This is a genomic window from Formosa sediminum (assembly GCF_007197735.1).
Classification (GTDB): Bacteria; Bacteroidota; Bacteroidia; order Flavobacteriales; family Flavobacteriaceae; genus Formosa; species Formosa sediminum.
In genome coordinates this window covers 2,563,533-2,577,649 of sequence record NZ_CP041637.1, presented here as the reverse complement: position 1 = coordinate 2,577,649, position 14,117 = coordinate 2,563,533, and the positions used below count along the sequence as shown (strand labels likewise).

Genomic DNA, 14,117 nt, shown 5'->3' with positions numbered 1-14,117 from the left:
TATGGGAGGAGGAAGATTTAGTAACGATGCCTACGCACGTTTAAGAAAAGCAAAAAATTACAGCAATAAATCTAGAGAAGAAATATTTACATCTAGAACACTAGACCCAGAAATGGACCCTATTAAAGCACTAGTTAGAGAATCTAGAGATTCTGAAGAGCATCCAGAAAGTGTATCTATTATTGTAGCTTTAGATGTTACCGGTAGTATGGGTTTTGTGCCAGAACATATTGTAAAAGAAGCGCTACCAGACCTTATAGGCTCATTAATGGAAGCGGGAATTGAAGACCCACAAGTACTCTTTTTAGGGATTGGAGATTTTATATACGACAGAGCACCTTTACAAGTAGGTCAGTTTGAATCGTCTGCCGAGTTGTTAGACCGTTGGTTAACGCGTGTTTACCTTGAAGGAGGCGGTGGAGGAAACAATCAAGAAGGTTATAATTTAGCACATTTATTTGCGGCGCGCCATACGTCTATTGATTGTTGGGAAAAAAGACAACAAAAAGGATTTTTATTTACCATTGGAGACGAACCTGTTTTTCCTACCATTCCTGCAGAAATTATTAAAAGATATACCTGTACTAATCAAGCAGAAACCATTACTACAGAAGCTATTATTGCAGAAGCACAAGAAAAATATAATGTGTTTCATATGCATTTAGAACATAACGAATGGGCAAAACAAGAAAGCCGTAAAGGCAATTGGAAAACACTGTTGGGAGAAAATTTTATTGAAATTCCTGATTATAAAACGGTTGCTAAACGTATTGCAAATGTGGTGATAGAAAACCATAAACCTTATACAGCTACAAGCAATACCAATACATCTTCAGATAATTCTGAAGTAGAAAATATGTTGTAAATGCCAAAGTGTAGCTTAGTAATAGATTTAGGATTTGGTGATGCTGGAAAAGGGTTAACTACCGATTTTTTGGCATCACAACATCCAAAACATAGTCTTGTGGTTAGGTGTTCTGGTGGCCACCAAATTGGGCATACAGTAACTACAGAGGTGCTTACGCATACCTTTAGTAATTTTGGTTCAGGAAGCTTGTTGGGCGTACCAACCTATTATTCAGAACATACCACATTATTTCCGCCTGCTATTGTAGATGAAGGTAATTTCTTAAAACCCTATCAGCCAAAATTATATGTTCATCCGTTAGCAATGATAACCACGTTTTACGACATTGCTTATAACAGAGCGATAGAAAAACAACAACAGCACGGTTCTTGTGGTTTGGGATTTGGAACTACAATTGCCAGAAATAAAGATGAAGTTTACCTGTATGCTAACGATTTACAGTTTCAATGGGTTTTACAACAACGCTTGCAAAGTATAAAAACCTATTACAAAACAAAGTTAGAGCATCAACCAAAAGCGGTACAAGATTATTATAAAAACGAGCTAAAAGATTATAACGAAGCCTATTTTTTAGAAAGTTGCAAGTCTCTGCAACCGTTTTATAATGTGGCAGCTCTTTCTGAACTAGCTTCTAAGTTTGAGCATTTTATTTTTGAAGGCAGCCAAGGTATTTTACTCGATACGCAGCACGGTTTTCATCCGCATACCACGTGGAGTTACACGACGTCTAAAAACGCAGTTCAGCAGATAACATCGCATTTAAAAACCATATCTGAAATAGACATCTATTATGTAACCCGTTGTTATCAAACCCGTCACGGCAATGGCCCAATGGCAGAAACCGAACCTGTAAATCTTCAGAATAATGAAAATGAAGCGAATGTGACTAACGAGTTTCAAGGTGTATTTAGAACACAAGCTTTAGCTACCGAATTACTGAATTATGCGTTAAGCTGCGATGCTATTCATCATCAAAATTTGCAGAGTAACAAACATCTTGTAATAACTTGTTTAGACCAATTGCCTCGTTTTTCTTATGCTAATTTGTTTCAAAAATTAAACACAAATTTTAAAACTGTATACGGTAGTTACGGACCAAAACGTCAGGATATTAAGAAACTTTTTCTACAATAATCCGTATTCATTTTTACAAAATAGAGCTGTAGTTTTCAAAATCACTAATTTCAGTGATAAGAACTTCAAGCATCCAAGTTACCTTAGCTATCTAAATTTATAAGCGTAAAATGATTAACTATACCGCATATTCAGATAATTTTAAAGATTTACAATGGAGCGATTTTAATGTAGAACGCCTTCAAATCAATACCTTTCCCGTTCTTGAAGACCCGTATCATTATAATAACAGTTTTACATTTAGAGACGCTCTTTTAGAAGCTGTTGAAAAACATACAGAAAAAGCCGTCTTTAAACTCTTATTTATTACGCCAGATAACATCCATATTCATAAATTTTATGGCATTGCTTATCTTGAAGGTAAAATTGTTTACGCCTTTGAAATAGAAAAAACACCACTTTTTGAGGAATGGTGTGACACTATTTTAGATGAAGACCCAGATGAAAAAACGCTAACATCTTCTGTGTATTCTTTCAAACAGAACAGTTTCAGCTCACAACCGGTTAGCAATTTAAAAAACATCACGTTTCAAGAGCATACAGGTGCTTTTATAAATCATTTTATTCCAAATCAATTTATAGCCGAACAATTAGCCAAAGAGAAATCTGATTTTTTAGCGCCATTTATTCAGCTTGATGCTGAAATAGATATGAAAGCCTTGGTGCAATCTTTTATGGCGTTAATCACAGAAAAACGATTAACCATACATCCGCCAAATAATAACGAGGCTATATATGCAAAGTTTGAAGCAGAAGCAGGCTACCCATTTCCGCAAATTATTAAAAATTATTTAAGTCTACATAACGGGATAGACCGCTGTGCCATTATGGGAGCAGAAGATATTTATAACGAATGGAAACAGTGGAAAGATATTTATGACGATTGGACGCAAGAAGAGTTGTTAGATACGTACTCTACCAATGAAGGCAAAGCCTTATTAATGTACACCACACCTTATTGGATTCCGTTTTTCGATTTAGAAAACGGTAATTTTTTAGCCTTCGATTTTGCGCCGAATACAAAAGGTAAAGCTGGACAAATTATTCGTTATGGTGCCGACCAAGAAATTGGATATATCGAAGCCGACGACCTTGTTTCTTTTTTTGAGAGCTTAAGACGAAGCGATAGCGAAATAGAAGATAACGAATGGTTTTATATTGCTTAAAACTGTAATAACACACAATCTATAATTTAAATAATACACAGCAAATGTCTGCGATTTTTAAAGAACATATAGTCCCTAATATTACAATTGAGTCTTTACAGACTTCAGAAACCAATGCGTTACTTCAGGTTTTAGAATTAATGGACGCTACAGAAACCAGTGCTTATAACAAGCTTAAAAATAGTAGTGAGGCTACAGAAAAGGAAGTACATTTTACAGAACAAGTAGCACAGTCAATCTATTTTCATCCAAGAATATATGCTAACGAGCAAGAAGGTTTAGAGCTGGTTGCTTCTTGGCTTCCATTGGTGAAACACGGATTTTATCCAGACGAAAAAAGTACCGACAAACTGATTACATTTTTATATTTCAGTTTAAGTTATTTTAATTCTGATGCCATTTCAGAAACACTAAAAACACAAATTTTTCAAGTGTTAAAAGCTTTGGTACAAAGTAAATCTGTAGCTGCTCTACCCGTAGCACGATTTTTAGTACAGCGTATTTTTGATATTCGTGATGTACTAAATTCAGATTTCTTAATCCAAAACTGTATAAACCACCACATTTTAGACCAAACATATGCTGTAGTAAATACAGATAATACGATAACCGAATTTCCGTTTAAAATAGACAATGATTTTATTCAGTATTTTTTTGATAATAATTGGCGACATTTTATAGCAGAATTTCATCGCGTATTACCTGTTGGTCGTGTGTATGCAAAAGGGGCTTACGATTTAATGCTACCTTGGTTTTCTGAAGATTTAGCCGATTATTACTACAATAATTTAAGCCTTATTTATGAAGCACATAAAGCGCTAAAAGACCGATTTATTTTTGGAGAAAGTAAAAGTTTAGAATTACTAAACCTACAAACCTCAGAAGGTTTTTATCCGTTAATAGCGGGTTTAGGACCAAAAACTTGGGATGCTGGAGATGTGTTGTTATTTAGTAATCGTGATAAAAACATTCCTCAAGAGCACTTACAAATCTGTTACGAACAATTTATAGAATGGTTAAATGCTGATGGCGGAAGTAATTTTTACACAGAAGCTTTTAACGATTATGGAAAAAAAATACTCACCGAGCAAACTGCCGAAGTGCTTCCCGTGCATTTTATACCATTTTGGTTTAGTAAATGTCATCCTAAATCTGGTATTAAAACACAAACGGAAACTTACAACACTATTTTTTCTAAGTTATTGTTGGAAGACCCCAAGGGAACATTACCAAAAATGTATTTTCAAAATGAACCTTTTCAAGTGACTGGTACATTTTTAATTCGAGAGGTGTTTCAAATAAATGATAATTTAAAAGCTTGGCTTCACCACTTAACTAAAGCAGGAATTTCTAATCCGTTAAATCAGTTTTTAGTGTGCACTTTTTATGATGCAGACAAAGAAATATTAGAACATTATTCCACAGAACAACAAGACATATTACAGTTGTATTTATTAGAATTAGCATACTCGGCAAGGGATGCTAACACCGGTATTAGAACACAATATTTACCATTAATTGTAGCTACATTAGGCAATCTATGTGTAGAATCTGGCAATTTTACACGAGTTAATGAAATTTGGGCTTTAAAAGATATTGATACTTGCGTAACCAAACAATGTAACGACTTTGCACGCGCTCACTATGTTAATGAAAACAATCCGTTAACCTTGCACATCGTACAGGCTTGGTTTAATTATTTAGCCGATTATTATTACAGTTTCACCCAAGAAGCCGTTTGGGTAGAAAATGTGTTAAGAACGCAAGGATTTAAAATGGCAAGCTATTTTAATCATTACAACGATGATGTTCGTTTCTTTTTAGACCGCGCATTAAACAGAATTATAACATTTCATAGAAAATCGAAGCTAAAACAAGCAGAAAATGACGTTTTAGGAGGTATATCAACAAAAATAGAATACTTTTTAACCGATTTTCTTACAGAGTTAAATGAAAATAAGCTAAACCAAAATACGGTACAATACCTTAAAAATTATAATGAAAATGACGTTGCTAATTTTAAAAATCATCCTGAATTAGTTACCGCTATTGATGGTTTTTATGATTTCTATTTTAAAGAAGAACCACAAACAGCACCCAAAGTTAATGTTGAGCAATTACCAACCTCTAAAATTGAAATTGAGTTCGTAGAAATTAATAAAAATTATGTAGAAGCTGTACTGCACAATTTAGAGCATTATAAAGACAAAGGTGATTGTAATACCGAGCTGTTACAAGTTTTTGAAGATAAGGTAGACGATTTAAAAATCTGGTTAGCAAATGATACAACCGGAATTGAAAACCGATTTAGTCAAGCACTATATATGGCATTACTAGACCCAAATCTTGCACCAAAAACCCAACACGAAAATTATGGAGCCTTATGCCGAAGCTTATTTACTCATTTAGTAAAAGACTCTAAAATGGCAGCGTCTTATGCTATGGGATTACAAGCTATGGCAAAATCTGGAGCCTATTCAGAAGCGTTAACAACTGCATTATTGCAAGTGGTAGACCAATTAAATGCATAGAAAATGACACAAGAAATTACACCCAAAATTCAAGACCAATTAAATCTATCGGCCTTGATTTTAAAGAAAAATTATAAAAAAGCCGAATTAACTACTTGGTCAGGTTTCGACTTAGAAGATGAGATGCAGGTGAAACAAGCCAAACGCCTTTTAAAATTATTTGGCATAAAATCGGGTTTGCATTTACGTAATAGTTTACAACGTTATGAAACCGGACAAATGGTGTCTCATACATTTCATACATTAGCTTTAGAGTTTAGAATGATGACAAGCACCGACTTTGATGCTAAATACAACGCTGAGCAAAACCCACAAACTAAAACCATTTACAAAATGGTTTGGAAATACCGTTTTATACTTAAAAAACAAAAACTTATTGGGTATGAAATGGCGTATTACATATTTCAAATGCGTTTAGGTCACGTCTTAGGATTTATAGAAACAGCCGAAATGATTTTGCGTTTAGAAGAAGCCAATAACATTATAAAATCTCACTTTTCCAGTTGGGGAGAATTTCATCGTAATGTATGTTTAGGAGATGAATATGTTTTAGGAGGAACTGAGCAAGATATGAGTAAATTTCCTGGAACAGAAACCCTTTGGGAATGCTACCAACGTTTACATATACAACACGCCGACTGGTTTAAAGAATGGAAAATATGAGTTTAGAAGTACAAGACCTTATTAAAAAATTAGAGCGTGCCGAAGCACTTTTTAAGGCCTATCATTACGGTCCTTTACAAGAAATAATCACCAATCTTCAAGAAGATATTGAAATGCTCAGCGATAAATACCCTGCAGTAAACGCGAGGTATTACCGTATATATATGCTTTACATAGGTGTGTATGAAGAGCTAAATATGACAGCAATGGAGTCTTATTTACAAGCTTTAATTAGCATTGGGCAAGAACTACCATCAGATTACGAACACGTTTGTAGCTATTATAAAGAATGTAGTGAATGGATATTTACTACAGCTTTAATGACCAATCCCTATAACGAAACTTTACACTTGTTTTATGCATTAAAGTTACAAGCAGAAAAACGTTACGACGAGGCTATATTAACATTAAAATACATCTTAGAGTGTTATCCCGCACTTACAGAAGCCTGTTTTTTACTTTGGGAAATAGAAGCTGCACATTTAGAAGTTTTATGCCATTCTAACGATGAAGAAGATTGTAATGAAATACTAGAATTAGCTTCTGCAACCCATAACACCACTGTATTAAAAGGTTTAGAAATAGAAGACCGTTTAGACCAAACTAGTAAAAATTTAGCAGCCATTCAGGTAGCTTTATGGGAAGGCAAAGCCTCTGAAAATAAAAAACGTTGGATATCAGAATGGAGGCATCTAGAATTAAATAATAACACCCGTATATTATTAGCAGATTATGCCAAATCATTTATGATGTACGATATGGTCTCTCAGCTTATAAGCGCACCAGAAGAACCTCAATTTCCTGAAGAAAACTATATTAATTTTTCAGAATATGAACAATATATGGAGGCGCTAGTAAATTCGGGTTGGCAATTGGCGCAGCATCAATATTTGTTATTAGGTAATTCCTCTTATTATTATTCTAAAAACAACACAACCATAGAAATTTGTGTGGAACGCGGCTTGGCTTTAAACCCAAAAAACCCATTGCTTTTAGTTTTAAAATCTAATTATTTTTTATTAGAACAAAATTATAATGAGTCGGGAGCAGCTCAGCACGAGGCATTTAAAAATGGCCTCCGAATGAGTGAATATCTATTTAATTTACTAACTATAAATAGCAGAATAGAAAGCTGGCAAGGTATTTTAGATATTGTAGTACAATTTCATAGTAGACAAACCCCAACCTTAAAAACCTTATTTTTTCAAGCTAGAGCCTTGGTGAAATTAGGTCGTTATGAAGAAGCTTTAACAGTGATTAATGAAGCCCTTTCAGACTATCCGTTGCCACCACATTCTTACGCACCTTGGTTGTATAATTTACGTATGGTGATTCATAAAATCAATCATAACTACACTGCGTTTTTTGAAGATATGCAATCAGAAATCAACTTTTATCAAGATGGTGATTCAGATTATTTTAATACAATGAATATGTGTATTGAAGCCTTACTAGAAATGAAAAATTATGAAGAATGCCATAAATACGCCATCTATAATTTTGAGCAAGGGTATTTACTAGATGAGTTAAAACCCGTTTTTCAATGGATTTGCTATCAAACTTTTTTAGAAACTCCTGAAGCATTAGGTGAAGCCAAAGCCGAAGATTTAATAGATACCCCAAAAACCTTTGAAGAATACCGAAACAACGGATTTATACAATGGATGCTAGATGACTATACTGCGGGAGCAGCATCTTTAAAAATGGCAGCAGAATTATCTACCAATAAAGCGTTTTATATAACTCTAGCTTTAGAATGTTTAACCTATGGCACTAATAATAACGCCGTAATTCAACTCTGTGAAACGATAAAAAGAGAAGTGCCAGAAGCCAGAAATTGGAAAGTAGATTACAACTATGCCAATGCATTTCAACAAGAAAAACGCTATAAAGAGAGTTTAGTGGCAAATTACGATGTAATGCAACGTTATACCGAATACACTTTTTTTAATTTTGAAAAAGACGATTATCATATCATGTTAAAAACAGTAAAAGAAGCTACTAAAGGTTTAGAAAATATAGAAGAATTTACTAAATATAATGCAATGTTTTTAAGTAAAGACAATCCGTCTGAAATGGCAATGTTAGAGCACTTAGAGTTAGCACAAACCCATTATAAAGAAGCAATTTTTCTTCAGCATAATTTATTAGAAACCATCTCTAAATTAGATGTAAAATTAGAAGACAACATCTTAGAAACCTTAAATAGTGTGAAATCTAAAATAAGAACCCAATATTTCGCTTAAAGGCATTAAGTTTGCGATTTTAAGATGACACAACCTATAAAACATATTTTTCTAACCTTATGCCTAATTTTAGGCGTACATACAGTTTCTTGGTCTCAACTTTCAGATAACACATCTTCAATAGACTCCTTATCTCAAGCCTACCACTATAACGTATACACTAAGCCACAATTAGCAAAAGAGGCAGCTTTACAATGGTTAGAAGAAAGTAGAGCCTTAAAAATCGAAATTCAAGAAGTACAAGCATTATATGCTTTAGGAAATATTAGCAATATCACTGGCGAATACAAAAATACGCTTATTTACACCAATCAAGCGATCACCTTATTAAAAAAACTAAATATAGAAAAAGGGTTAGCTGCCTGTTACAACATTCTGGCAACTGCCTATAAAAATTTAGGCGAGTATCCAAAATCTATTGATAGTTTTATGCAATGCCTAGAATATTCAGAAAAAACAAGTAATAAAGTACAAGAAGCGAATGCGTACCAAAATATTGCCACACTGTATTTATTACAAAAAGATTATAAAAAATCTGCTGAAAATCTAGATCGTGCTGCAGATCTCTATCGTGAATTAGGAGACGATGACGGTGTATTAACCACGTTATTTAATTTTGCAAATATTCTAAAAGAAGAGGGTAAATATAATCAAGCCAGAACACATTATAAAACAGTTTTAGGATACAGAGAAAAAGAAGGAAATAAAGCCGTAATAGCCTATGTAAATATTAATCTTGCACAAATGTTAGTACAAGAAGAGCGTTGTGAAGAAGCTGTTATTGCCTTACGAAAAACCTTAGTACTATTAGAGTCGCTTCAATTTAATTCGGATTTGGTTATTGTTTTAAATGATTTGGGCTTATGTGAAAGTAAATTGGGACACCGAAAAGAAGCCATATTAGCCTTTGAAAAAGCCTTAAAAATAGGAGAAAACCAATCTTTGTTACCTTATAATTCTGAAATTTATAAAAATTTAGCTCAGCTATATGAAGCTGAAGGAGATTATAAAAATGCCCTAAAATTTTATCAAAAAGGAGTTATTACTGCAGAAGAACAAAACTCTCTAGATAAAGAAAAATATGTAGCCAAAATACAGGAAGGTTATGAAACACAGTTAAAAGAAGCTAGAATAAAACTCTTAGAACAGGATCAAAAATTAAATGAGGCCGAGCTTCAAAAAGCCGAACTCACGGTTAAGCGCCAACGTTTAGTTAGAAATGTTTTAATCGCGGGTTTTATCTTAGTTTTAATTACACTGTTAATATTAAGACGTTCTTATGTAAAACGCCTTCGCGTTCAGAAAGAATTAAGCATTCAGCAGGAAGAAAATGCGAAACAAAAGATTTCTGAAATGATGAAAGATCATAAATTATCTGTCATAGAACGGTACCAAGAAGGACAAGATGAAGAACGGTCTAGGCTAGCTCGTGAAATACATGATGGAATAGGTAGCGATTTAGCGAGTATAAAAATAGCGTTTGAACATTATGCAGAGCAACAAAGCGAGAATCCGCAAACCAAAAGAATTGCTACTGCAATTAGTAATGCCTGTTTAGATGTACGCAGTTTATCTCACCAGCTTCATCCGCTTTCATTTTCAAAAATAGGATTTACTAGCTTTTTAAGCGACTTTATAGATCAGATTTCAAACAAATCAGATATTAAAATTCAGTCCTATTACTTCCCCGAGGAAGAAATAGATAAATTACCTGAAATGCTTTTAGCCGATGCTTACAGAATAATTCAAGAATTAATTAATAATATTTTAAAGCATGCCGCAGCTACACTTGCCGACGTACAACTTACTAAACATGAAGACCATTTAAACATTGTGGTTAATGACGATGGTAAAGGATTTCAAAATAATAAAAAACAAGGTATTGGACTTCGTAATATTAAAGAACGATTACAAAAAGTACAGGGAAATCTAGAAATAGATAGTAGGCCTGGACACGGGACTTCAATAACTATAGACATACCTATAAATTAATACATTGTGAAAAAAACTAATATTATAATTGCAGACGATCACCTCATGTTTCTTGAAGGTATAAATACCATTTTAAGTGATATGGAAGATGTAGGAGACGTACATTTAGCTACAGAAGGTAAGCAAGTTCTAAAATTACTAGATCAATTTGAAATAGGTTTAATTATTAGTGATATTAGCATGCCCAAAATGGATGGTATTGAATTACTTACCGAAATCAAGAAAAAGCATTCCAATGTAAAAATTATCATGTTAAGCATGCTCGATAATCACAGAACGGTACATAAAGTAATACAAAAAGGAGCCGACGGTTTTGTACCTAAGTTTACGAGTAAAGAAGAGTTACAAAAGGCAGTAAGAACAGTTCTAAATGACGAACAATACTTCTCTGAGCTCATTAAACAGCGCTATATGGAGAGTGTTTTTGAACGTAAAAAATATAAAAATATAGAGCTCTCTCCCCGCGAAAAAGAAGTGTTAGCACTCTTAGGAGAAGAACTAACCTCTAAAGAAATTTCTGATAAACTTTTTATTTCAGTAAATACGGTTGAAACTCACCGCAAAAATATTCTTTTAAAAACGGGTTCTAAAACCACTACTGGCGCTGTAAAGTACGCCATAGAATCGGGGTTATTTGATTAAATAAAAAAAGGGTTAAACCAATATATTTAACCCTTTTTTATAGCTAAAACTGCCCTATTTTGTTATTACACCTGCATTATGTAATGCTTCGTGAATGTTTTGTATTTCAACCTCATAAGAGACACTCCCATTAGTTTCTGTTAACATTTCACCATTATAAATAAAGTTGGTGTCGTAATCAAAATAGACAATATATATACCGGTAAGTGGATTTTCATATTTCTCATGTTCTTTAGTGTTAATTCTTGTATCAAATAAATATTGTACCCAAGCCCCTTTAGATAAAGAGGATTTGTCTAAAAACACTTTTTTATTGTCGTCTATTTTGTAATACGGATATTGTTTATCGAGTTTAGCTTGTATATTCTGTAGTATTTTTGTTTTAAAAGCGTCTGCATGAATTAAATGATCTGCTAAAAAATAAGTATCTATAGACCAATGTTGTTCTTCTTCTATTTGTAAAGGAATAGATACTAAACCATCCTTATAATTAGGAGTTTTTACAAGTAGTTTACGTGAGAACCCATTGTTTAAAATTTCATAAGATGCATTCAATCTCTTTAAAAATTTTGTAGTAATAACTTTTAATGCTTCAGAATTAATTTCATAATTAAAATTAAAGTCAATGGTTTCGTTGTCTAAAAATGCTACAGTTAAAGTATCACTTTTAAAATCTGCTATTATGTTTTGTGCAGTATTATAATATTCTACTTGTCTTTGGTAGTCTTCTTCAAACTTTATTTTAAAAGAAGTAGCATACTCTTCGGTCACAATTTTTTTTGCATCTATATAAGTGTAAAATTCTATTTCTGGTACTTTTTTATGGTAAACGTGAATAAAAAAAGAATTTGGATTCATAGTTGCTGTATTAAATGCTCTACTTAAATATTTATATGTGAGTTTCCCTTGGTATTCACGCTCCAAATATTCATCTATATTTTTAGCGGCTTTCTTTTTAGATATCCCACCAACAATTTGCGCACAATTGGTACAAATAATGAGGATTAGTAACAGACAAGCTCCTATAATAATTATAGTTTTCATACAACATGTTTAATAGAGTATAAAACTAAAATTTTACAACTTTATACCTCTCACGGAATTCCGTGAGTTTATATATTCACTTACAGTGGTTGTATTTTTCAATCGGCCTTAAAATACCTTTGGTATATCATTTTAATTAAAAAATAAAGACCATGGGATTACAAGAAAAAAGAGCGGCTAAATCTATAGAAGATCAATATTTAGAAAATTACCAAAACGAAATTAATGAAATTGTTGGAAAAGACTTACCAATTAATATTAACTGGGACACCTTTGAATTAGACTATATAAAATTTGTACCTAGTGTATGTTTACAGCGTTTAACAGATGCTTTAAAAGCGGTATGTAGTGACGATATGGGTAAAGAAGCTATTGCAGAAAGTGTAAATTCTATTGAAGTATATTGCATCCCAAATGAAGGTGCAGAAACTAATAAAGAACTTAAATTAGAAAATGGAGTGTTCGCTTTAACAGCTTGTTGGGGTGGTCACCATAGTGGTTTTTTTAACGACCTTGTGATTCGTGAATATTTAGAAAATAATTTATAATTCACCGAGGACCTAAAATAACTAAACACATTAAAAAAGCCTTTAAGATATTGTTCTTAAAGGCTTTTTAATACTACAATATTTTAAATATTAATGCAGTTTGATATCATTAAAAGCGACATCTTTTAAAATAACACTAAAATAAGCATCGCTATGTGCATTGTACTCTGAAAAAGATTGACTAAAACTCACTACAGTAGCTTTATTAAAGACTAATGCTATAGAAGGTTTCTCTTGTTCTCTGTGAAACACTTTAGCATAACCAGACCATGCTCCTGCTTGGTTTGAAATCCATTCTATAAACATAGGGTCGTTAATCATTTTTGTTGTACCAGAAAAATTAACATCTATAGGACGCTTTTCTGCTTCATAATAATCCATATTAAAGCTATAATCACACTGGCTTAACACAAAAGTTTTTTCTGTATTTTCATCTTTTCGTATTAATAGTTCTATTCGACTAACCACATTAGAATCTTGCATAATTTTTAATTTTATAAGTTGTTTTCAATTAACTCTTGTAATTTTTCAGCTTTAGGAAAGCTTTTTACTCCTTTAGATGTATGTATATTAATACGAAGCGCATCACCCTCTAAAGTTGCTGTGTTTGCTGTACCTAAAGTAAAATAAACAGTTGAAATGGATGCTGTAAAAGCCGCTTTGGCTAAATGGTCTGCAGCCATTTTAGATATAGTTTCCTTTATTAAAACGAGTATTTTAGAAGCGTAATACTTATCTAAATCTTCTGGCGTCTCCTCATAATCAAAAACTATAGAGACTGCTTTTTCTAAACTAGCTTCTAATTGTAATTCTAGCGCTTTTATTTCTTTTTTTAACTGAAGTAAAGTCGGGATGTCATCGGCTTCAGGTGTAAAAGGCACTGTTCCATCTGAAAGTAAATAGCCATATTTATTAATATGACTTAAGGATATTGAAGATATAGAATGTACATTAATATATGTAAACTGTGCATCGCGATCATAAATATCACACAATAAAATAACCTGCTTTGCTGCACTATAGTTTACAAAAAAACCAGAAACCGTATCTGAATGTGTAGACACGGTAACTTTAGGCATATGTGGCCGTTCCTCTTTTCTTTCTATATCTGCTATTTCCTGTACAATTTTAATGACCTCTGTAGTGTCTAATACAGGTAATTGAAGCATTGTTTTAAAATCCATGTTGTATATGTTTAATTTATAATACAAAAATGAATAAATGGATGTGTTATTTTTTAACGGTTTTCAGTGATATTTAATAATAAACTAGTTAATACAATG

Annotated in this window: 12 protein-coding genes; 9 read left to right on the top strand and 3 right to left on the bottom strand. The window is 32.7% G+C overall.

Annotation, left to right across the window (positions count from 1 at the left end):
* Window position 1 precedes the first annotated feature (1 nt).
* The 8 genes from FNB79_RS11135 to FNB79_RS11100 all read left to right on the top strand — a co-directional run bounded on the left by FNB79_RS11135 (window position 2) and on the right by FNB79_RS11100 (window position 11,242).
* Window positions 2-865 (top strand): hypothetical protein, encoded by an 864-nt coding sequence (locus FNB79_RS11135; protein ID WP_143381380.1) that lies wholly within the window; start codon window positions 2-4, stop codon window positions 863-865.
* On the top strand, window positions 866-2,002 hold the full coding sequence (locus tag FNB79_RS11130) for an adenylosuccinate synthetase (RefSeq protein WP_143381379.1): 1,137 nt from the start codon (window positions 866-868) through the stop codon (window positions 2,000-2,002).
* 110 nt (window positions 2,003-2,112) lie between these two features.
* Window positions 2,113-3,168 (top strand): SMI1/KNR4 family protein, encoded by a 1,056-nt coding sequence (locus FNB79_RS11125; RefSeq protein ID WP_143381378.1) that lies wholly within the window; start codon window positions 2,113-2,115, stop codon window positions 3,166-3,168.
* 44 nt (window positions 3,169-3,212) lie between these two features.
* Window positions 3,213-5,699 (top strand): hypothetical protein, encoded by a 2,487-nt coding sequence (locus tag FNB79_RS11120; protein ID WP_143381377.1) that lies wholly within the window; start codon window positions 3,213-3,215, stop codon window positions 5,697-5,699.
* A 3-nt stretch (window positions 5,700-5,702) separates the two neighbouring features.
* Complete coding sequence (locus FNB79_RS11115) at window positions 5,703-6,362, top strand: DUF1266 domain-containing protein (RefSeq protein WP_143381376.1); 660 nt, start codon at window positions 5,703-5,705, stop codon at window positions 6,360-6,362.
* Window positions 6,359-8,608 carry a hypothetical protein gene (locus FNB79_RS11110; protein WP_143381375.1) on the top strand — a complete coding sequence of 750 codons (2,250 nt, stop codon included), beginning with the start codon at window positions 6,359-6,361 and terminating at the stop codon, window positions 8,606-8,608. Before FNB79_RS11115 ends, FNB79_RS11110 begins: the two co-directional genes overlap by 4 nt.
* A 24-nt stretch (window positions 8,609-8,632) precedes the next feature.
* Entirely contained in the window at window positions 8,633-10,600 is a 1,968-nt protein-coding gene (locus FNB79_RS11105; RefSeq protein ID WP_143381374.1) for a tetratricopeptide repeat-containing sensor histidine kinase, read from the top strand.
* A gap of 6 nt (window positions 10,601-10,606) precedes the next feature.
* Window positions 10,607-11,242 carry a response regulator transcription factor gene (locus FNB79_RS11100; RefSeq protein ID WP_143381373.1) on the top strand — a complete coding sequence of 212 codons (636 nt, stop codon included), beginning with the start codon at window positions 10,607-10,609 and terminating at the stop codon, window positions 11,240-11,242.
* A gap of 54 nt (window positions 11,243-11,296) precedes the next feature.
* Here the strand turns inward: FNB79_RS11100 and FNB79_RS11095 are convergent, their stop codons facing one another.
* Window positions 11,297-12,286 carry a hypothetical protein gene (locus tag FNB79_RS11095; protein ID WP_143381372.1) on the bottom strand — a complete coding sequence of 330 codons (990 nt, stop codon included), beginning with the start codon at window positions 12,284-12,286 and terminating at the stop codon, window positions 11,297-11,299.
* A 152-nt stretch (window positions 12,287-12,438) separates the two neighbouring features.
* Here FNB79_RS11095 and FNB79_RS11090 point away from each other — a divergent pair, with 152 nt between their 5' ends.
* Window positions 12,439-12,834, top strand: coding sequence for a hypothetical protein (locus FNB79_RS11090; protein ID WP_143381371.1), 396 nt, complete (start codon window positions 12,439-12,441; stop codon window positions 12,832-12,834).
* A 90-nt stretch (window positions 12,835-12,924) separates the two neighbouring features.
* On the opposite strand, the gene tssD is transcribed toward FNB79_RS11090, so the two are convergent.
* A complete protein-coding gene (gene tssD, locus FNB79_RS11085; protein ID WP_143381370.1) occupies window positions 12,925-13,317 on the bottom strand; it encodes a type VI secretion system tube protein TssD in 393 nt (130 codons plus the stop codon).
* Window positions 13,318-13,328: 11 nt separating this feature from the next.
* Entirely contained in the window at window positions 13,329-14,018 is a 690-nt protein-coding gene (locus tag FNB79_RS11080) for a hypothetical protein (protein WP_143381369.1), read from the bottom strand.
* Between the last annotated feature and the right edge of the window lie 99 nt (window positions 14,019-14,117).